General features: G+C 37.6%; 20 protein-coding genes and 1 pseudogene. 5 read left to right on the top strand and 16 right to left on the bottom strand.

All coding sequences use genetic code 11. The annotated features are described in order from the left end of the window. Positions 1-185: 185 nt before the first annotated feature. The 3 genes from LVD47_RS02630 to LVD47_RS02620 all read right to left on the bottom strand — a co-directional run bounded on the left by LVD47_RS02630 (position 186) and on the right by LVD47_RS02620 (position 2,500). Entirely contained in the window at positions 186-641 is a 456-nt protein-coding gene (locus LVD47_RS02630; RefSeq protein WP_236973972.1) for a hypothetical protein, read from the bottom strand. A 9-nt stretch (positions 642-650) separates the two neighbouring features. After that, the gene (locus LVD47_RS02625; RefSeq protein WP_236973971.1) at positions 651-1,955 is read right to left on the bottom strand and encodes a sulfite oxidase; all 1,305 of its coding nucleotides are present in this window, start codon (positions 1,953-1,955) and stop codon (positions 651-653) included. A 152-nt stretch (positions 1,956-2,107) separates the two neighbouring features. After that, positions 2,108-2,500 (bottom strand): barstar family protein, encoded by a 393-nt coding sequence (locus LVD47_RS02620; protein ID WP_236973970.1) that lies wholly within the window; start codon positions 2,498-2,500, stop codon positions 2,108-2,110. Positions 2,501-2,679: 179 nt separating this feature from the next. Between LVD47_RS02620 and LVD47_RS02615 the strand changes: the two genes are divergently transcribed. Then, positions 2,680-3,459 (top strand): phytanoyl-CoA dioxygenase family protein, encoded by a 780-nt coding sequence (locus LVD47_RS02615; RefSeq protein ID WP_236973969.1) that lies wholly within the window; start codon positions 2,680-2,682, stop codon positions 3,457-3,459. A gap of 318 nt (positions 3,460-3,777) precedes the next feature. On the opposite strand, the gene LVD47_RS02610 is transcribed toward LVD47_RS02615, so the two are convergent. The 7 genes from LVD47_RS02610 to LVD47_RS02580 form a co-directional block, all read right to left on the bottom strand. After that, positions 3,778-4,683, bottom strand: coding sequence for an endonuclease/exonuclease/phosphatase family protein (locus tag LVD47_RS02610; protein ID WP_236973968.1), 906 nt, complete (start codon positions 4,681-4,683; stop codon positions 3,778-3,780). Between the two features lie 98 nt (positions 4,684-4,781). Further along, positions 4,782-6,290: a TlpA family protein disulfide reductase gene (locus LVD47_RS02605; RefSeq protein WP_236973967.1), complete on the bottom strand. Its 1,509-nt coding sequence runs from the start codon at positions 6,288-6,290 to the stop codon at positions 4,782-4,784. Positions 6,291-6,462: 172 nt separating this feature from the next. Next, on the bottom strand, positions 6,463-6,858 hold the full coding sequence (locus LVD47_RS02600) for a hypothetical protein (RefSeq protein WP_236973966.1): 396 nt from the start codon (positions 6,856-6,858) through the stop codon (positions 6,463-6,465). A gap of 176 nt (positions 6,859-7,034) precedes the next feature. After that, positions 7,035-7,568 (bottom strand): GNAT family N-acetyltransferase, encoded by a 534-nt coding sequence (locus tag LVD47_RS02595; RefSeq protein WP_236973965.1) that lies wholly within the window; start codon positions 7,566-7,568, stop codon positions 7,035-7,037. Between the two features lie 5 nt (positions 7,569-7,573). Beyond that, positions 7,574-7,987, bottom strand: coding sequence for a GNAT family N-acetyltransferase (locus LVD47_RS02590; RefSeq protein ID WP_236973964.1), 414 nt, complete (start codon positions 7,985-7,987; stop codon positions 7,574-7,576). 42 nt (positions 7,988-8,029) lie between these two features. Next, on the bottom strand, positions 8,030-9,088 hold the full coding sequence (locus LVD47_RS02585; RefSeq protein ID WP_236973963.1) for an NAD-dependent epimerase/dehydratase family protein: 1,059 nt from the start codon (positions 9,086-9,088) through the stop codon (positions 8,030-8,032). Positions 9,089-9,404: 316 nt separating this feature from the next. Further along, on the bottom strand, positions 9,405-10,094 hold the full coding sequence (locus LVD47_RS02580) for an alpha/beta fold hydrolase (protein WP_236973962.1): 690 nt from the start codon (positions 10,092-10,094) through the stop codon (positions 9,405-9,407). 162 nt (positions 10,095-10,256) lie between these two features. Between LVD47_RS02580 and LVD47_RS02575 the strand changes: the two genes are divergently transcribed. From LVD47_RS02575 to LVD47_RS23630, 4 genes and pseudogenes are all read left to right on the top strand, one after another. Further along, the gene (locus LVD47_RS02575; RefSeq protein ID WP_236973961.1) at positions 10,257-11,372 is read left to right on the top strand and encodes a helix-turn-helix domain-containing protein; all 1,116 of its coding nucleotides are present in this window, start codon (positions 10,257-10,259) and stop codon (positions 11,370-11,372) included. 218 nt (positions 11,373-11,590) lie between these two features. Further along, the gene (locus LVD47_RS02570; RefSeq protein WP_236973960.1) at positions 11,591-11,887 is read left to right on the top strand and encodes a hypothetical protein; all 297 of its coding nucleotides are present in this window, start codon (positions 11,591-11,593) and stop codon (positions 11,885-11,887) included. A 12-nt stretch (positions 11,888-11,899) separates the two neighbouring features. Beyond that, positions 11,900-12,505, top strand: a pseudogene (locus LVD47_RS23635) (sugar-binding domain-containing protein); the annotation flags it as partial. Further along, positions 12,491-13,483 carry a glycoside hydrolase family 2 TIM barrel-domain containing protein gene (locus LVD47_RS23630; protein ID WP_369427739.1) on the top strand — a complete coding sequence of 331 codons (993 nt, stop codon included), beginning with the start codon at positions 12,491-12,493 and terminating at the stop codon, positions 13,481-13,483. The pseudogene LVD47_RS23635 and the gene LVD47_RS23630, both read left to right, overlap by 15 nt. A 644-nt stretch (positions 13,484-14,127) precedes the next feature. Here the strand turns inward: LVD47_RS23630 and LVD47_RS02560 are convergent. The 6 genes from LVD47_RS02560 to LVD47_RS02535 all read right to left on the bottom strand — a co-directional run bounded on the left by LVD47_RS02560 (position 14,128) and on the right by LVD47_RS02535 (position 18,363). Continuing rightward, the gene (locus LVD47_RS02560; protein ID WP_236973958.1) at positions 14,128-15,528 is read right to left on the bottom strand and encodes a TlpA family protein disulfide reductase; all 1,401 of its coding nucleotides are present in this window, start codon (positions 15,526-15,528) and stop codon (positions 14,128-14,130) included. A 22-nt stretch (positions 15,529-15,550) separates the two neighbouring features. Continuing rightward, positions 15,551-16,198 (bottom strand): class I SAM-dependent methyltransferase, encoded by a 648-nt coding sequence (locus tag LVD47_RS02555; protein WP_236973957.1) that lies wholly within the window; start codon positions 16,196-16,198, stop codon positions 15,551-15,553. Between the two features lie 110 nt (positions 16,199-16,308). Then, positions 16,309-16,695 carry a DUF1801 domain-containing protein gene (locus LVD47_RS02550; RefSeq protein WP_236973956.1) on the bottom strand — a complete coding sequence of 129 codons (387 nt, stop codon included), beginning with the start codon at positions 16,693-16,695 and terminating at the stop codon, positions 16,309-16,311. Between the two features lie 7 nt (positions 16,696-16,702). Next, a complete protein-coding gene (locus tag LVD47_RS02545; protein WP_236973955.1) occupies positions 16,703-17,161 on the bottom strand; it encodes a GyrI-like domain-containing protein in 459 nt (152 codons plus the stop codon). A gap of 38 nt (positions 17,162-17,199) precedes the next feature. Next, positions 17,200-17,925 (bottom strand): helix-turn-helix transcriptional regulator, encoded by a 726-nt coding sequence (locus LVD47_RS02540; RefSeq protein ID WP_236973954.1) that lies wholly within the window; start codon positions 17,923-17,925, stop codon positions 17,200-17,202. Between the two features lie 93 nt (positions 17,926-18,018). Next, positions 18,019-18,363, bottom strand: coding sequence for a cupin domain-containing protein (locus LVD47_RS02535; RefSeq protein WP_236973953.1), 345 nt, complete (start codon positions 18,361-18,363; stop codon positions 18,019-18,021). Positions 18,364-18,377 lie beyond the last annotated feature (14 nt).

Below are 18,377 nucleotides of genomic sequence, written 5' to 3'. Positions count from 1 at the left end.
CTTTCGTATCCGGGTATTTATCCTCTATTTTTTTACGGTTTGCAACCTTTTTAATTTCAAGAACGGGTGATTTATACATCTCATCCGTACCGGAAGAATTGGTCGGAGAACAGCTCACAAGAAAAAAGTATAACAAAAACAGAACGAAAATGACATTTAATATTTTGAAAAACTATTTGCATTAATTATTTACCCTCAAGATCCAAATCATACCAATCTATAGCCGACATGTCCAATCCCGGCCTTCTTCCTGCCTCCTGGTCAATACCGTAATGCTCAGCTAAATAATCGAGGATCAGACTTTCATTTTCACCTAAATCCCAAAGGCCCTGGCTGGCCTGCATCCAACGGATCATCTCTTCCCATCCCTCTCTTGTAGCGCGATTTTGGGTAACCAGGTTTGCAGAATGACATGCCGTACAAGTAGCCCTGACAATGTCAAACCCCTCACCTAAGACCAGGCCTGTTTCAACATGAATACTATCTGCTATTACTTCCGATCCTTCTTCTTCAGATACCTGAGAATTATCAGAACCACACCCTCCAAGAAACGCTAAACACAAAATCAGAAATACCAGACTATACGTCTTATTGTTTTTTGAGAAAAAGGTTTTAAATAATGGAGATTCTCGCTTTTGCATATTCCTCTTTTATTGGACTTTAATAGCTATACGGTGACAAGCGTTATTCAGATATCCCCTGGGATTCCAACCTGGTACAACCATCGGCTGAGAAACATCCTCCGCATCCGTAGCCCGCGCCCACACTTCATAATATCCCTTTTCTGGAAAACTAACAGACGCGTCGAAGTGCTGCCATGCATTCATATTAACCGGTGCTTTGAGGTTGCAACTATTCCAGGTTGCTCCGAAGTCAATGGAATACTCTACCTTTTGTATAGATGTATCCCCTGCCCAGGCGTGACCTTTGATCGGCAATTTCTCTCCTAAAGTTATAATAGCTCCCGTCTTTGGGTAAGTAATCAATGATTTAACCGGCATGGCTTCGATAATACACATATCTTCATCCGCCACCTCTGTTCCCGGAGCTACCGGCTTGCAAGGAACCCTATACGATTTGCCCGTCATTTTGGGGCCGTCATGTACTTTATTACGAATAACAATCCGGCTCAACCATTTTCCGGAACAAGAAGCAGGCCATCCGCCGAACAACAATCGAAGGGGATGACCATTCAGATAAGGAATATCTTCACCGTTCATAGCCCAGGCGATCAAACTCTCATTCTTTAGGGCCTTTTCCATGGGTACACCGCGGGAGATAACTACTTTATCCGGTTGTCCGCTTATATGAGAATCATTCCCATAATATCCGATATATACAGCATCATCTTTGATTCCTACATCCTCCAATACATCTTTAAGTCGAACCCCGGTCCACTCCGGGCAACCAATGGCACCTGTCGTCCATTGATTTCCTGTGGCAGGAGGATTGTATTCACTTCGTCCGTTCCCTCCACACTCCAGGGTAATTTGATATGTATGATGTTTAAATTTTGATTTTAACTCAGCCAGTGTATATGTTTTCTTCTGTGCTGCCGATTCACCTTCGATGGTTAATGTCCATTGGTCGACATTAATTTCTTCCAATTCCGGGGGAATTCCATTATTCCGCACGAACAATTTATCCCCCGGGGTGATGTTATCATTTAATAAATGGGGTGGGGTCTCCGCATTGATAGGACGGTCATTGAGCACCACCAGACCCGGGTCTTTCCCCGGCAAATTAAACGGCTCTGAAGAATTTGCCAAAGCGGCAGGAATCATTCCTGAAGGATAATTTTTTCCAAAAACTACTGGTGCACCTAGTACGCTTCCCATCGCTACAACTGCAGATTTTTTCAAAAAACCCCTTCGATTTCCCGAAGCTCCGAATAATTTTTTTTCTGCCTCTTCTGCGTTCTTCCGGTACAACTTATGGATGCCAATTTTTTTCATTTTCCTGACATTAAAATCTACTAATCATAAAATGCTACGTAATAGTAAGAAAAAGTGATGTAAAATGACAAACAATATAGTAAGTCAATGAAAAATATAGGTTTATAATGTTGGGATTATATACGCAAAAAGTGCCTAAAGATTGGAAAACTTTATTCTTCTATCAATTCAATATTACCATGGGACTCAATTATATCAATGACTATTTCAAAAAATGTTTTTCCCATTCCTTTTTCCAAAGCATCCAGCCATTTTCGAATTAGGTCTGTGTTGAACCTGGAAGGAGTTTGTAATTTCTCAATATAAAATGCCTTGGTAGTCTCAAAACCCAGATCCATTTTATTTTTCTTGAAATTTTTCCATATAAACCGGATAGTATCTGAGCCCTGGATAATACCAAAACCTCCATACAGCATATCATTGAATGCATCAAGACTTTGACCGATCTCCCAATTTTCCCCGTGCATAAATACACGGTTGATTTCCCTATAAAATGACGGAATATCCACTATATTATTTCCTTCAATCACAATTTTTTTATTCAAAATTTGTAAATTTGGAAGTATGAAAATGACTCCAACACTATAATCATCAATTCCTAATATCGTTCTGATAAACCCTTTATTATAGAGGGGAAGGACTTTCTATATCCAAACTACTATATTTTTTATTTATTTCTTCAAAACTGCTTACTCTTTAAACCAGCGGTATAAATCATAAATTTATGTCTTTCAAATTAGATTCTAATTTAATAGAGGATTTTATAATCAATGGATTCGTACGTATAGATGATGCTTTTTCTGTGCAAATAGCAGTAGAGGTGCAAAGGATACTATGGAAAGACCTCCCTTGTAATAAATCAGATCCGGAGACCTGGAAAGAGCCGGTTATACGGTTGGGGATGTATTCACAAAAGCCTTTTGTTGATTCTGTTAACAATCCTGAGTTGCACTCTATTTTTGATCAACTGATAGGTAAAGAAATGTGGGTTCCCTGTCGAAACGTAGGAACATTCCCTATCCGATTCCCTTCCCCAAAAGAACCAAATGATACTGGAAAACATGTTGACGCAGGTTTTCCCGGGGAAGACCCAACAAATTATCTTGCATGGCGGATTAATGTTCAATCCAAGGGCCGTGCACTCCTCATGCTGGTTTTATACTCCGATGTGACGGAATGGGATGCGCCAACAATTATTTACAAAGGATCTCATATTGATGTCGCGAGAATACTGTACCCGGCAGGAAAAGCAGGAAAATCATTTTTGGAATTGGCAGACACATTAACCACAATTCCGGAAAGAGAAAAAGTAATGGCTACCGGCAGGGCGGGTACGATATATCTTTGTCATCCCTTTATGGTACACGCAGCGCAGGCACATCGGGGAAAGACACCTAAGTTTATGGCCCAGCCACCATTGTTGTTGAAGGAAGAATTGAACATTTCCAATCCCGAAGCAGGGTTTACACCCGTGGAAAAGGCGATTCACTTGGCTTTGGAGTAACAATCCACCTGTATCCAGCTTTTGTTGTATTCAGGAGTCAGGTTCATTTACCGCCTTTGAACAAATTAAACTCGGAAAGTTCTTACCCTACCGTGAGCTCGACGAATAATTGTTTCCCACCCGGGGTTGGCACCCAGGGTTAGGAATATTTCGCTTCCCGACGATTTCATGTCGGGACAGGCACTTCAGAGCTCTTATTTTCTCTGCCGAACTCCCGTTATCCTAATTAATGAATTTCCAACAGAAATGTGTTCGTTTGTTTTTCCGAAGGCTTTGTATGTCATTGCACATATTGCGACAATTCTGTAGGATTGATCCTTATTTTCCCAGCTCAAATTCTGAAAGGATGGCCCTGTGATCAGAATTAAAAAATCCTCCTTCCGGATCTTCCATTACGATTCTTGAATTGACAGGGACCAAACCATTCCCTCTGTAGTAAATGTAGTCTATTCTGTCCGAAATGATATCCTCAGACAGAAAACCCCATGTTCCTTCAAGGGTTTTGGAGGGATCCTGATTTATCTCTCTAAAAGAATCTGAAAACCCATGAGTGATAGTGGCTTTACTTACAGGCCATTCAACTACCTTACCGTAATGTGCACCCCTTGTACTTTCCACCCAATCCAGATGCGACCCGGAATTAAAATCACCTCCCATAATAATTGGTATATCCAACTCCGCCTCCAGACTATCCACACCGTGTAATATAGCTTTTATTTCCTTTAGTCTTGTATCTGCCTCTTTCAGAACCAACGAATCCGGAGGTAGATTTTTAATACTTTCAAAATAGTTTGGCAAATAATGCAACCAAACATTTATACATAAAATATTCTGCCCATTAACATCAATAATAGCTCCATGGGAATTAAATGGCTTGAAAAGGGCAATGCTGTCAACAATCGGGTATTTACTGTGAATGGACAAGTTGGAACTACCTCTCAACGAGTATGGATATCCGGCATCTTTGGCTATTTTCATTCCACAACAATAGGTTTCCTGCATCATAAGAATATCCGGACTTTCTTGCTGAATAACCTTTAAAATATTCTCCGTATTAGCAGTATCCTCAGCAAAGTTATTGGCTTTTTTTCCGTGTATACCCCCGTGCCATATATTCCAGGTCATTACTTTAAGTGGTTCAGAAGAATCCGAAGCACACCCCCAAAAAAGATGTAAAATACCCAGTAGAATTAAAATAATCCTTCCCCTCTTCATTATATTCATTAAATATAGGTAATTCATTGTGTCAACGTGGATATCAACTGTTTAGTAAATAGTAAATTAATCCAGTAATTCTTAATCACCACACTCGCCACTCTAATTTAAGGACTTTCATCCTCATTCTGCCTATTTTTACGTAACAAGTCAAACATCTTTTGAGTCTCATACGAAGTAAATCTATAGCGGTTTCCTTTCCCTACTATTTCCCCTTGTGGACTAATGATGATCTGGAAGGGCAGGGCGTGATTACCAAACCGGTTCATAATATATTTAGCAGCTTCCTCATCCAGGAATGTGAATTCTCCGGGAATTTCATTATTCTGAATAAACTTTTCACAGGCATTTTGATCAATTCCCGTCCCGGCATATATCACGGCCATATCTCCTTTCATTAGTTCATTGGCCACAGAATTCCTGGATTCGATCATGTCCGTTACACATGGACTACACCAGGTAGCCCAAACATCGATATAGATTATTTTACCTTTGTTTTCACTGATAAGCCGATTCACCTCTTCACTGACCATTACATCCTCCAACGAAAATTCTTCAAGGGGCTTTATGGAATAAATTTGTCTTTTTTGATCCGAATACTTTTGTCGAAGTAGCGCTTTTATATCGGCGGAATGGATATTTTTTTCAAAAATAGATCGAAGGGAATCAAAGTGGTCCAGGTTGGATTTGATAATTAAACTTCCCAGACTCAGCAATAGGTGGTCATTTAAAAGAGGCTTACCCTTTTTTGAAATTTCTACAACTCGGTTGGCAAATGCTTTTGATTCCTTCAAATCTGGAGTCCTTTTAACTTCAGGCATAAATAACTGCAATAGATACGCTTGATATAAACTCAATGAATGCTCATAAGAAGGATGCGATGTCATTTGACCAAAATCTTTATTGAGATTTTCAAATACATTGTTAAAGTACCTAAAAGATTCATCTCCTGAGATTTCTTTGGAAACCCCGGGAGAATTTCTATTAATGAATAAGCCGTACCTAATAAGTTGTTGGTAGTGATTGTTCAGTATTAAGGCTTTAAGATTGTTATATAGTCTATTCGAGGGACTATATTTCGACTTAAATGAATCGAGTAAGTTTTGCCGGACTCTATAAATGCTGTCAATATAAAGTAAAAAATCATCCGGGGTTTTGGATTCAACTATCCGGCGGGAAGTCCGTTCGTGGGTAAAGAATCCGTCCAAATAATATTGATTGAGTTTTGTATTGTCTTCTTTGGTGTTTCCTTCAAAAAAGGTGCCTCCTGTATTATCCAAATCGATTGTCAATTCAACACGATCCCCTGGATGTGTATAAATATGGACATTGAAAAAAGGTTTTAAAACAAATTCCCTGGGCTCATCCTGTGTAATTTCTATTTGAAAGCTCCCATCTGATTGTACTTTTGCTTCCTTTATATCCGGACCAAACCCGGGACCAAATCCCTGAGCACAAAGACCTACAATTTTAGTGTTTGAATATTTCTCATAATTTTTAATTTTTCCCGTAATTATAGAAACCCTGGATTGGTCACTGAATGTTGTAAATCCTAAACTGACAAAAAGAAAAGAGGTAATCAGAAACAGTAAAAAAGTGGTCTTTAGATAATTCATAGCTGTTTAAATTTACAAATATTATGACTTGTTTGTACGTAACAGTACTCACTTGCTAGACTAACAAGTATTGTAAATTATAAATTCTAAGTGTTTATCCAAATTATTTAATTAAGGCATACTGTATGCTCAGGTTCACTTATTCACAATTCTCTTAAACACTTAGAACCAATTAGTATCCATTTTCAGCCAATAGCTTTTTTACCGCTATATAATCTTTGCTATATGGGTTTCTCTGATTGAGTATACTGTAAAGCTTTTTCGCTTTCCTGTATTTTTTCCTTCTTAATAATTTTGATAGCTTTTTGATAAGGTCCTCAGTTACGATGCATTCTGGTGATGAGGATTGAGCTGCTATCGTAATAATTTCAGGATATAAGCCATTTTCATTGATTCTGAAATCCACAAAAAAATCCATTGACTCTTTTCCCGCATTTTTCTCCCATTTTCCATTGGTTAAACTTAGAATTTCTAATAGTTCCAGTTCGTATCCCTGTAAATTATAAAACCCTACTTTCACCGTATTTGTTACCGTGTCGCGCTTTAGATTTACTTTTAATATTCCCATAATGCGGTTCCGTCTGGCCTCCAGGGAATATTCAACATGTTCGTGTAAATGGCCTAAAAAAGCTTCAGCTCCACCTTCATAGTTTTATCTAGAAATGAATTGAATCCGGCATTGGACTGTGAAAATGAGAGGAACGGTAGTAAAAGTAATAACAGGACCTTATTTAATTTTACCATTTAATTAGATAATTTAACATACACATCCAGGCTAATATAATTTCCATATTTGATTTCACAGTCTCGTAAAGTTCCATCTAATGCAAAACCCAGATTTTTTAATAGATTTTTACAGTTAATATTTTCAGTCTCTACAAAAGCTTCAATTTTCTGGAGGTGTAATTGGCTAAAAGCATATTCACAAATAATCGGTATTGCTAATTTCATTACTCCATTTCCCCAATATTTATATAATAACCAAAATCCGATTTCAGCTTTTTTTTGAATCATTGAAAGACTATTCAAACCGATAGCACCATAAAAAACTCTACCATCATGTGAGCATATTGCCCACCAAATCCCGGTGTTGTTTTTTCTGAGGTCCCGGAACCACTTCATTTGTTCCATAGTTTCTTCAATAGAATGAAAATGGACTCCGTAATATTTTGTAACCCTGGGATCGGATAGCCCTTTAAATACATTTAACAGGTCGGAATCGCTAAATTGCCGCAATAATAATGTTTTTGTTGTGATCGTCGGAAAATTACAGCCCATACCTTTTAGTGTTCACTTCCCGAATAAATCCACATTGATTGGGTTTTTCCCGCTTTTTCAAACCCACATTTTTTATAAAATCCAGTAGAATTCTTATCTGCTATAAGCATCTGTTGATGAAACGTCTGGTACTTTTCCTGAATGCGTTCCATAATTTTACGCCCAATGCCCAAACCTTTATATTCAGGATGAACCAGGAGGTGAGGATAATAAACGACTAAAAACCCATCGCTGATAGCATTCCCCAACCCTACTAATTCTTTATCAATATACGCAAGGACTAAAGAATCAGAATTGATAAGTGCCTTCAACAACAAGTCTGGCTTATTCGCCGATGACCAACCATTTAGATGATAAAGATTTAATACCTGCTTGTGATCGAAGTCTTTATTCTCAACTAATTTTACTGACTTTGTCATAAAGAAGAAATTATTAGAATTTTATTAAAGGGTGCTTCCCTGTCAAATTGCTCCTTCTGCCACCATCACCCGAAATGAATCATTCAAAGTTTCCACCATAGGCCTGAAATCCATATTTAATTCTTTTTTTACTTTTGAATTGTCTGCCCTCCAGGGAACATTGATATTATTTTTAATAAATTTTCTGCTGAATAACGGATTGACCATTGGTCCCACCAACATTAACAGCCATTTGGGTATAGCCTTTTTAGGAAGGGGATAATTTTCTCCAAACTTCTTATGTAACGCCTTTGCCATTTCCAGGAAGTCGGTACTATGTGCAGCAGTAATATACCGGCCATTTGAAGCAGGCATAAAACCTGCCCTGAAATGAGCTTCGGCTACATCCCTTACATCGACTAATCCCACTCCCATTTTCGGTGCCCCCCATTTCATAGTCCCGTCACCAAACTGCTTTAGAATGGAAAAACTCTCTGAAGTCGTACTTTTTGGGTTTAAGGGCGGCCCCAAAACCAGGCTTGGATTGATCACTACCAGATCCCATTGATTCTGAGCCCCGGCTATCTCCCAGGCTTTTTTCTCAGCCAAGGTCTTGGACAAAGAATACGGTTGGTAATCGATGGAAGCAGTAGTATTCCACACGTCTTCCGTTATCCTACCCCCCGGTGCATTTATCGTATCAATCGCATCTGTATAAATCGCCGCACAACTGCTAGTCAACACCACCCTTTTGACTGATGGTGTATTGTTTACACACTCCAATACATTTATGGTACCTTTCACTGCTGGCTCAATTAATTCCTTTTGTGGATCATCTACATGCGTAGTAAATGGGGATGCTGTATGAAATACCAATTCACACCCTTTCATAGCATCTTTGTATGACCCTGAAGACAGTAAATCGGCTTTGAAATATTTAATCATTCCAGGTGTTTCGCCCGCCATTAGATCTAAGTGCCCGGTTTTCTCCTTATTGTCCGGGCTCCTCACTGCTGCATGAACAGTAATTCCCTCTTCCAGTAATTTTTTTACTAACCATCCTGCAACGTATCCCGTAGCACCTGAAACCATTACCGGTTTTGATTTGTCAATATTTTTCATAGCCAGAAAAGATAAGTTTTTTTACACTATTTAACCTGATTTGAAAGAAGAATTATAGGTTTAAATGGAGCGTGAGGCTAATATAGAAGGGGCATCCTGAAGCTTTATCAGGATAAAGGGAAACGAGGCAACATCATAGGTTCGCTTTTCCGATCCATGCTTTTGAGTTTTTCATTTTTTTTCCGCTTGAAAACAGCGACCTTCTTCCTACACAGGGCTCTAAATAGTTCACTATATATTCACCCATTATACTTGAATCTCACTATCCTCAAAGGGTCTGAACCCTAAATATTTACCGAAATCAGGTAATTAAATGCTATTCGGAAATATTTACTAAGTCCAAAATTAAATCTATTATTTGACCTGGTTGTTCCTGGTGTATTCCGTGACTTCCTTCTATGGTAATATTTCTGGACTTTTCATGATGATTTATCATTTTCCTGTGATACTGCCTAAAGTCCCATTCCGTAGCAGAAATAATTATCATGGGAATTTCATCGGAAATTTGTAAACCTCGCATGTATTTCCGATTCTCCAAATAATGGGTCCACTCTCTCCTGGCTCCTGGGTTTGAATTTTCAAATGCTTTGTTACCCCTTTCCACAAACTCTATATATTCTTTTTCCGTGTAATCGTCATATAATCTGTCTGGAGAGGGATCGACAAGTAATAGGCCTACTATTTCTTGTGGATATTCCTTCGCATAATACCTTGCAATGTTAGAGCCCATGGAATGGGCCACATATACATACGGAGGTTCTATCTTCGTCTTTTCTAAGATGGACCGTAATTCCAGGACCATATTGGGAATGGTCCTTGCCCTGGAGGACAATCCAGATTTTCCGATTCCTGCCCGATCATATAAAAATATGGAAGTATTATTTGCAACCTTTTTAGGAATATTTTCCCATGTATTCATATCTGAAGCCAGACCGGCTTCGAATAATACTACGGGTTTTCCTTTACCAAAAGACTTGATATGAAATGCAGTATCATTTATTTGCACTTTATTTGTCGAAGATGTCGAATCACAAGTACTGAAGAGAAAAAACAAACCGTATAAAGTAAGATCCTACGAATGTTCATATATTAAAGGGCTTAGGTTAACGAATACTTTCATTTGCACAAACCGGGCTAGCGAACAAATTAAATATTTTACTCCTAAAACATGGAATTACCTATAGCTTATGTAGGATTTGCCCAATCAATATTTATATGTATTCTTCTGTTTTTAAAAAAACCTTTAAAAACTGCAGATATTATACTTGGTGTATGGACAGTGACGATTGCCTGTATGTTTGGGCTGAATATTTTCCAGGACTTAGGACTCGCGCAGGAAGAAAAATGGAGTGTTTCGTTGAGTATTTCAATCACCTATCCACCTCTTTTGTATTTATATTCAAAATATGTTACGATTGATTTAGGCAAGTTTCAGCAAAAAGATCTTGCCCACATTTTACTCCCAATTGTATTAATCATCATCCTTCTTATTGTAGGAGAAAACCCAAAGAATACCCTCTATAAAAAAGGAAGTTTAATATCCTGGATTCGAAATGTTGTAGGAGGTGGATTTGTAATCATGCTTTGGTTATACGGGTTACTTGCATTGCGAAATATTCGGAATTACAAGAGGCACATTGTAGATATTTATTCCTACAAATCGGACCGGATTAGCTTATCGTGGTTATTGCTGGTAATTATTTCATTTATACTTGTATATAATATCATTATTGTTGTAAGTATGCTTCGGGAAACCCGCATTATAATAACCGAAATCGATACTATAAGAGATGCTGCTTTATTGATTTACGTTTATGTTATAGGGGTTTGGGGTTTTCGGCAAAATCAATTGGCAATGGATATGAGACTTATTGATCCCAGCAGCCAGATTAATGCAAAAACGGCCTCAAAAAAGTATAGAAAGTCAGGACTGAATGACCACCTGGCTATGAAATATAAGAAAAGACTTATTCGATTTATGAACGAATCAGAAGCATGGAAAGATCAAAACTTGTCAGTTGCCCTCTTATCAAGGCAAACAAAAATTGCCAGTCATCACATTACCGAAGTATTAAATAAATATTTAGGTAAGAATTTCTACGTTTTTGTAAATGAATATCGGGTAGAGTACGCAAAAAAGTTAATTACGTCCTCCGAACACCAATCTATGACCTTTATTTCTATAGCCTACGAATGTGGTTTTAATTCCAAAACGGCTTTTTACAATTATTTTAAAAAAAATACCGGCTTAACTCCCAGCCAATATAAAGCCAATAATTTGTGATTTTTGCATAGAAGATATTATTTAAATACTATCATATGAATTGAAAAAACACCTCTCCCTACACAGTATGATCCTGATTATCAATCTCCTACAAAAAACGAACTAATCCGCCATTCCATATGAACGCTACTGGATACTCTTCTTACTACATTTACTATTGAGTTCCCTTCTTAGAAGTAAGATTCCAATAGTTTTCTAATTATATAAAAGGATAAAGCATGATCATTCATTTAAAATCACTTTGGGTATTTATTATCTTATGTATGTTTTTTCAGCCTTTGTATTCGCAGGATTTTATTTCAGCAAATCCTAAAGATATTGCTCTATTTCCACAACAAAATCAATTTAGAAATACTTTAAACCTATCAGGCATATGGAGGTTCAAACCAGATACTTCGGGTATAGGTGAAAAAGAAAGTTGGTATGATGGTCTGAGCAATGCCCGATCTATATCTGTTCCCGGAAGCTGGAATGACCAGTATACTGATTTACATAATTACCTGGGTCTGGCTTAGTACGAATCAGAAACATATATTCCCGATTCCTGGAGGGGAGAACAAATATTTATTAGAGTGGGCTCTGCAACCTATGCGGCCAAAGTCTGGATAAACGGAACAGCTGTTGGTGAACACATGGGGGGCCACCTTCCCTTTACCTTTGATATAACTTCAACGGTCAATTGGGGTGAAAAAAACCGAATTTCTATACAAATAGAAAACATTCTGAAGCCGGATCGTGTGGCCCCGGGAAATGTCAATGGAGGCCCTTTCAATAGCTTTCCTTCAGCAAATTATGATTTTTTTCCCTATGCCGGGTTGAATAGGCCCATTTGGTTATTTACCATTCCAGCTAAATCATCCATTAGAGATATTACCCTGACAACTGATTTTGAGAACTCCACAGGCTATATACAAGTGGAAGTAGAAAAATACGGAAATACAAAAAACGGCAGTATTATACTATCTGATGGAGAATATAGAATAGAGGAACCACTCACCTTTAGCAAAGACCAGGCTGTTGTTACCATAGAAATACCCAATGTAAAGCTTTGGTCACCAAGCTCCCCCTTCCTATACAATGTTGAAGTATCTATTATTGAAGACGATTCTCCAGTGGATATGTACACAATGGAGACTGGAGTCCGGACGGTTAGTGTAACAGAAAATGAAATCTTATTAAATGGCAATCCCCTATTTTTAAAAGGATTTGGGAAACATGAAGATTTCCCGATTTTTGGTCGCGGCAGTGCCTACCCGGTTATGGTAAAAGATTACGAGTTGATGAAATGGACCGGCGCAAATTCCTTCCGCACTTCTCATTATCCCTATGATGAAGAATTTTACAAGATGGCTGACCGGGAAGGTTTTTTAATAATTGATGAGACTCCTTCTGTGGGCCTGTTTTTTAATGACGATTCTGCCAGCATATCACTCCGCGAAAAACAATGTAAAAGATACATAGAGGAAATGATTTCAAGAGACAAAAACCACCCTTCGGTAATTATGTGGTGTGTAGCAAATGAACCTTTCCCTTCAAATTTAGGGGCACAAGGATTTAACGGAACCAGCCAGATGACTGAAGAGAGCAAAATTGCAGAAGCTTTTTTGAGTGGGTTGATTGCTTACGCCAAGGAATTGGATTCCACTCGTTTAGTTACTTTCGTCGGAGTGATGGGAGGCCCATCTTCCTGGATGAAGTCTTGTGATATAATCGCTATCAACCGGTACTGGGGATGGTACACGAATGTAGGAGATTTTTCGAGTGCATTGAAATATCTCGAAGGGGAAATGGATATGCTTCACAGCCAATTAAAAAAACCCGTAATTATAACTGAATTCGGCGCAGATGCAATAGCGGGTATGCACGCACTGGAAGATGAAATATATTCGGAAGAATATCAAACCAAATTGATCAAGTCCTATTTAGACATCGCTGAGACAAAAAATTACGTTGCAGGAATGCACGTATGGAACTTTGCTGATTTCAGAACGGGACAATCATTGATTCGGGTAGGAGGCATGAATCTCAAAGGCGTATTTACCCGTGACCGGAAACCAAAGCAAGCAGCACACTATCTTAGATCCAGGTGGAATTCAGAAATGAAAGAGTAATTGTATTACATGATTTACCGTAGATCTTTGCCCTCATTAATACCGCGCATTTGTCAGGATTAACTATGATGGTTTAAACTCTATTTCCGCAATTACACTTTTCCACTCTCCTTTTAAATTGTATAAAGTCACAATTTGATCACAAAACCGGACAGTTGTATTTTGATAAGTGGACTATGGCAGTAATGGGGTCCTATCACCACTATCATTAACACAAAAGTATTGACAGGGGCTCTATACCCTTTCATATTCTTTTGCTATCCTTATTGATGGGGTAGCAATGACCCTATCCTGGTTAAATTTTGTGGCTCTCTGGTTTTTTATACATAGTTCGTAAATTGAAGGTAACGGAATAAATTTATGTTTCCGAAATCTGTCCCTTCCCGGTCAAAATTATGACTTGTTAAACCTTTTTCGTTGGACCTTCCTCTACAAATTTGGGAAGCCAATTTCTTGACATATTTCTAATTCCAGACATAACAATTCCCGGCACAAGACCTCAACAATTATATGAATCTAGATAATTCTTTTGGCATAAATTGGTGATTCAAATTAATTCTTCAATACTAAAAAGATACCCACGAGACAAGACTAGTTGGTCTCATTGTCAAAATTAACTTTGCCCAAAGTGAAAATCATTTTTATCATTGATCCAATAATTTAGCACTTACATCCAATAGGTTGATATTCCCGTCAATAATCCTTCCATCCTTTCCTATTAGGATATACCTTGGGATTCCTTTTATTTGAAAAAATTCAGCAAAGTCACTGTTAAATCCATGTTCAGCATATAATTGGAGCTTCCCCGGCACTTCGTATTCGGAAAGTCCTTTTTTGAAAAGATCAATTTTCTGGTCTATAGAAACTGAAATAACTTCTAAGTTATCCCTGTGTCTATTCTGTAATTCAACTACTGTTGGAAAACTTTGAATGCAAGGTCCACACCAACTTGCCCATACATCAATTAATACTGAACTCCCAAATGTTTCCGGCGATAATGTATAGGATGTATTCAACTTGCTTTTAAAATCAAAAACTGGTATCATTTGACCATCTACATAAGCAAATATTGCTTCTTCCCATTTATCAAATTCTTTTACTAGAAATGCATATGCTTCCGGTAATAAACTCTCTTCATAACGATCCAACAATTCCCTGGGTGATGGAAGGTCCATGGAATCAGGTATATGGTCGTACTCCAGAGGATAATATTTTAAATCGTCATACATCAGAACTGATCGAATAGGTTGTGGAAATTTTTCACTTATTACTTCTCCCCGCAAAAGGTATTTCTCCTCTATCCGGAGGTCATGAAATTTGGATCCAAATTTTTTCATCATGTAGTATTGGGTTCCCATTTTACTATAAAATGATCGCAAATTGGCAGCATCGAGAAAGCGGCTCATTTTTTTAAAATCAAATAAACCGGTATCAATCGATTCATAAAACAAACTGTTTTGAATTGAATATTCGCTGTTCTTATTAATATGTTGAAGGACTACACTATTTTGCATAGCCCTGTCCTCAATAAGATTTAGGCGATAGAAAAAATTATCTTCTTTCTCCGGAAAAGAATCGGACAACACCTTTTTTTTGTAAGCAAAATAGTCAGCTACCTCTTCTTTGAACTCTATCAAAGGAGACTTGTAATCCCATACCTTATTTTTTAATTCAAGATTATCAGGAATTTGAAATATAAAATAATTTTCCCGTTTCAATTCACCTTCAAATTCATACCGATCATCAAACCGGGAGATTCTTAATTTGCTGCCAGGTTGTGTAAAAAACTTTTCTTTCCTGTCGTGAAATAATACATATAAGTATTGCGGACGATCCACTTCCAGTACAATGCTGCGATCCTCTTTACTTTCCATGTGAAAAGTATCAATCTGATGCACAAATTGGTCTGTAAAACGAGTGATAATTACATCTTGTGGGAATTCCTCAATAAACTCAAAAGTTAAAACAGCTGGCTTTTGTTCGCTCGAACAATAGAGGCAAAAGAGTAATGGAAGGAATATCGGTAGTTTTTTCAGCAAAATCATTTATGACCTTTCAAGGTAAAAATTAAATTTTGCTTATACTATATGCCCGACTTTTTCTTCCTACAAACCGAATTACGGACCCCTTGCCCACGTGGTATTTTCCTTCTTGTAAATCAATAACTTCCTCTCCCAGTTCCATCACTTCGTAACCTTTAAAATCTTTTAATATTTCTTCTTTCGAGAATAGAGAATCAAAGTTGCTGGGGCCACCTACTCCAGGATTTTTAGCCCTGTATTCAAGGTGGTTTTTACTAAAAGCCTCGAAAATAATTGTTCCTCCAGTCTTTAGCAAAGAACTCAATATTTGGTGGTAATTTGATTTAATTTCCGTCGGAAAATGAGCATAAATCAATGCTATCGCATCAAATGTATCATTGTCAAATGCAAGTTCTGGTAATTCCCCTACTTTATAATCTAAAGAAACATTCCGTTGTTTGGCCAGTTCCATAGCTTTTTTCCTTCCTTTGAAACTGATATCAAAGGCGGAAACATCCCACCCAGATTGGGCAGCATACACCGCATTCCTTCCTTCACCTTCTGCAGGAAAAAGGATTTTCCCAACGGGTAATTTATCTACATGTGACTTAAAATAAATATTGGGTTCTACACCGAAAGCAAATTCCTTTTCGCTATATCTTTGATTCCACTTTTCCAGCCAATTTTCAGACATACTATTTTTATTTTAATCTAGATCAAATAGCTTTTGGGCATAAATTGTTTTGAGGGTAATTTTAAATTTTTGCTAAGTTTTAAAATGAGTCTCAGACCTTTTAAATAGTCCTATTTGATTTTGATTACGCCCATTCTGTATAAATCAAGACCCATATTAAGTAATTCCTCCACAGAATCGATTGGAATATCCTTGTTAGGGTCAATTTTGTAAATCTTCATCCTTGTACGATTACCAGACTCCAACCCAGGGAAATTGAGATGTTTTCCTTCAACCATTAGGATATAAGGTTTATGAGTTGTTTTTTCCATCCACAAATAACAAAACATCTTTTTCTTAAAACAGAAACAAGGCATGCCCCACTTCCTTGTTTCAGTTATATTTTCATCCTGTCTGAGGATTATTTCACGTAAGGCCAATAAGCAACTTCGAAAAGGCTCTTCTTTATTTAAATAAAAACTTTCTATTTCCTCCGAGATATCCTTCTTATTTGTCATATGTCCATTACTTTACAGCAATATAAAAATCTATTTCAGCGTCTGTGGGATCTTGAGCCTTATCACCAAACACTTCAAAGTCTATGGAATATTTTCTATCTAGTTCCATCCTCCAAATTTTAGACCATTGCTTGACAATAAGTCCCTCCGTTAGATCACCATGTGCAGAAACCTTTACATATTTCCCTTCTCCAAAACGCCTTCCAATCATTCCCTCAGGTATTATTCCAAGGGAATTTACTTTGCACCCTAATAAAGCTGTGTAGGGTTGGGTATGGTCTCCTTCGTAATCAGTATAAAGGGAATAAATGGTATTGTCTATTTTGTTGGGAATTTTACGTAAAAGTCCTTTTGTCATAAACTGGTTCCAAAGTTCAGCAATTTCAGAAGATGCCTGTCCATTTTCATTGGTTGTGTGAATGGAGATCCCAATAATCTGAAATGGATCAATGTTTACATATTTCATTTGATAATTTTTTGATTCGAACCAAAGGTAAAGTCCTCTTATGTCAAAGGTTTGTCAGGGGTGTTATCCCATTTTTTACGACAGCTTTTAAAATATTCCTCCAGAGATAATTTATGGGGTTCGAATCTTTCACTGTTTAGTTGGATTTTTTGCATGCGATCCAATCTAAACGCTCTGAAGTTATTCCTCCACCTACAGAAGGCAATTAAAACCCAATTTTCTTTTGTGGTATACAATGCAAATGGTTCCACAGTCCTTTTACTGTCCTTATTGCTAAGGGAAAAATATTGCAGGCTTAGCGTCCTGTAATCGGAAATCGCGGTCTGAATTTGCATTAAATAGTTACTGGTTTTTTCCTGCTCCGGATTATTTCTTATCTGGATCCTTTTTTCAATTAATTCAATCTTCTCCTTTTGTAAGCTTCCCAGAACGGCTTTTACTTTGGTAATAGCATTATGGAATTGTTCCGAAAAAGACCTGTCTTTATTTTGATTGATAATTTGTTCCGCTGTAATTAATGCGCTGGCTTCCTGTTCTGTGAACATTATGGGAGGAAGACGATATCCTTCCATCAATGAATACCCTTTCCCTTCTACCGTAATAATTGGTATACCGGAATCCAGAAGGGTTCTTATGTCCCGGTATACTGTGCGAATACTGACGTCGAATTTACTGGAGATTTCAGTAGCAGTCACAAGGCGTTTTGATTGCAATTGTGTAACAATCGATGCCAATCGTGTCAGCCTTGGTTTTGCTTTACCCACTGGATTACATTTTGTTCTTTCAGGACAAATATATAATTTTACTTATCAGGTAAAGACTACACCTCCTCTATACAATTGTATAGAACTACCATATTAAGAGTTTTCGAGAATTTTTTCTACTCTCCTTACATTATCCTTCTTGGAAATGGATAGCCGAATTATACTCTCTTCTTTTCCTAATAAATCATGGGGGATTCCTCCATTCAATGCCACCAGGTCCCCTTCATTTAATTCCGTTGATACTCCATCCACACCAAATTCGATCTTTCCTTTTACCACTTCTACCACTATGGGGAATGGAGTTTGATGCTCCTTCATCGTCTGACCCTTTTTCAAAACGATTCGAATTTCTCTCGAAAAACCACTGTCAAACATAACAGTAAGAACCGGCTTACTGTCATCAAATTTCAAATTTTCTCTCAAGTTCGCCTTTATCATATGGAAAGTTGTTT

The organism is Membranihabitans maritimus, assembly GCF_021729145.1.
Classification (GTDB): Bacteria; Bacteroidota; Bacteroidia; order Chitinophagales; family Saprospiraceae; genus Membranihabitans; species Membranihabitans maritimus.
The sequence above is the reverse complement of the archived record's forward strand: the minus strand, read 5'-3'. Positions and strand labels throughout refer to the sequence as shown.

Coding starts and splice junctions, on each gene's coding strand:
- LVD47_RS02630 (WP_236973972.1), bottom strand. CDS start 641: ATGCAAAAGCGAGAATCTCCATTATTTAAAACCTTTTTCTCAAAAAAC.
- LVD47_RS02625 (WP_236973971.1), bottom strand. CDS start 1,955: ATGAAAAAAATTGGCATCCATAAGTTGTACCGGAAGAACGCAGAAGAG.
- LVD47_RS02615 (WP_236973969.1), top strand. CDS start 2,680: ATGTCTTTCAAATTAGATTCTAATTTAATAGAGGATTTTATAATCAAT.
- LVD47_RS02610 (WP_236973968.1), bottom strand. CDS start 4,683: ATGAATATAATGAAGAGGGGAAGGATTATTTTAATTCTACTGGGTATT.
- LVD47_RS02605 (WP_236973967.1), bottom strand. CDS start 6,290: ATGAATTATCTAAAGACCACTTTTTTACTGTTTCTGATTACCTCTTTT.
- LVD47_RS02600 (WP_236973966.1), bottom strand. CDS start 6,858: ATGGGAATATTAAAAGTAAATCTAAAGCGCGACACGGTAACAAATACG.
- LVD47_RS02595 (WP_236973965.1), bottom strand. CDS start 7,568: ATGGGCTGTAATTTTCCGACGATCACAACAAAAACATTATTATTGCGG.
- LVD47_RS02590 (WP_236973964.1), bottom strand. CDS start 7,987: ATGACAAAGTCAGTAAAATTAGTTGAGAATAAAGACTTCGATCACAAG.
- LVD47_RS02585 (WP_236973963.1), bottom strand. CDS start 9,088: ATGAAAAATATTGACAAATCAAAACCGGTAATGGTTTCAGGTGCTACG.
- LVD47_RS02575 (WP_236973961.1), top strand. CDS start 10,257: ATGGAATTACCTATAGCTTATGTAGGATTTGCCCAATCAATATTTATA.
- LVD47_RS02570 (WP_236973960.1), top strand. CDS start 11,591: ATGATCATTCATTTAAAATCACTTTGGGTATTTATTATCTTATGTATG.
- LVD47_RS23630 (WP_369427739.1), top strand. CDS start 12,491: ATGTACACAATGGAGACTGGAGTCCGGACGGTTAGTGTAACAGAAAAT.
- LVD47_RS02560 (WP_236973958.1), bottom strand. CDS start 15,528: ATGATTTTGCTGAAAAAACTACCGATATTCCTTCCATTACTCTTTTGC.
- LVD47_RS02555 (WP_236973957.1), bottom strand. CDS start 16,198: ATGTCTGAAAATTGGCTGGAAAAGTGGAATCAAAGATATAGCGAAAAG.
- LVD47_RS02550 (WP_236973956.1), bottom strand. CDS start 16,695: ATGACAAATAAGAAGGATATCTCGGAGGAAATAGAAAGTTTTTATTTA.
- LVD47_RS02545 (WP_236973955.1), bottom strand. CDS start 17,161: ATGAAATATGTAAACATTGATCCATTTCAGATTATTGGGATCTCCATT.
- LVD47_RS02535 (WP_236973953.1), bottom strand. CDS start 18,363: ATGATAAAGGCGAACTTGAGAGAAAATTTGAAATTTGATGACAGTAAG.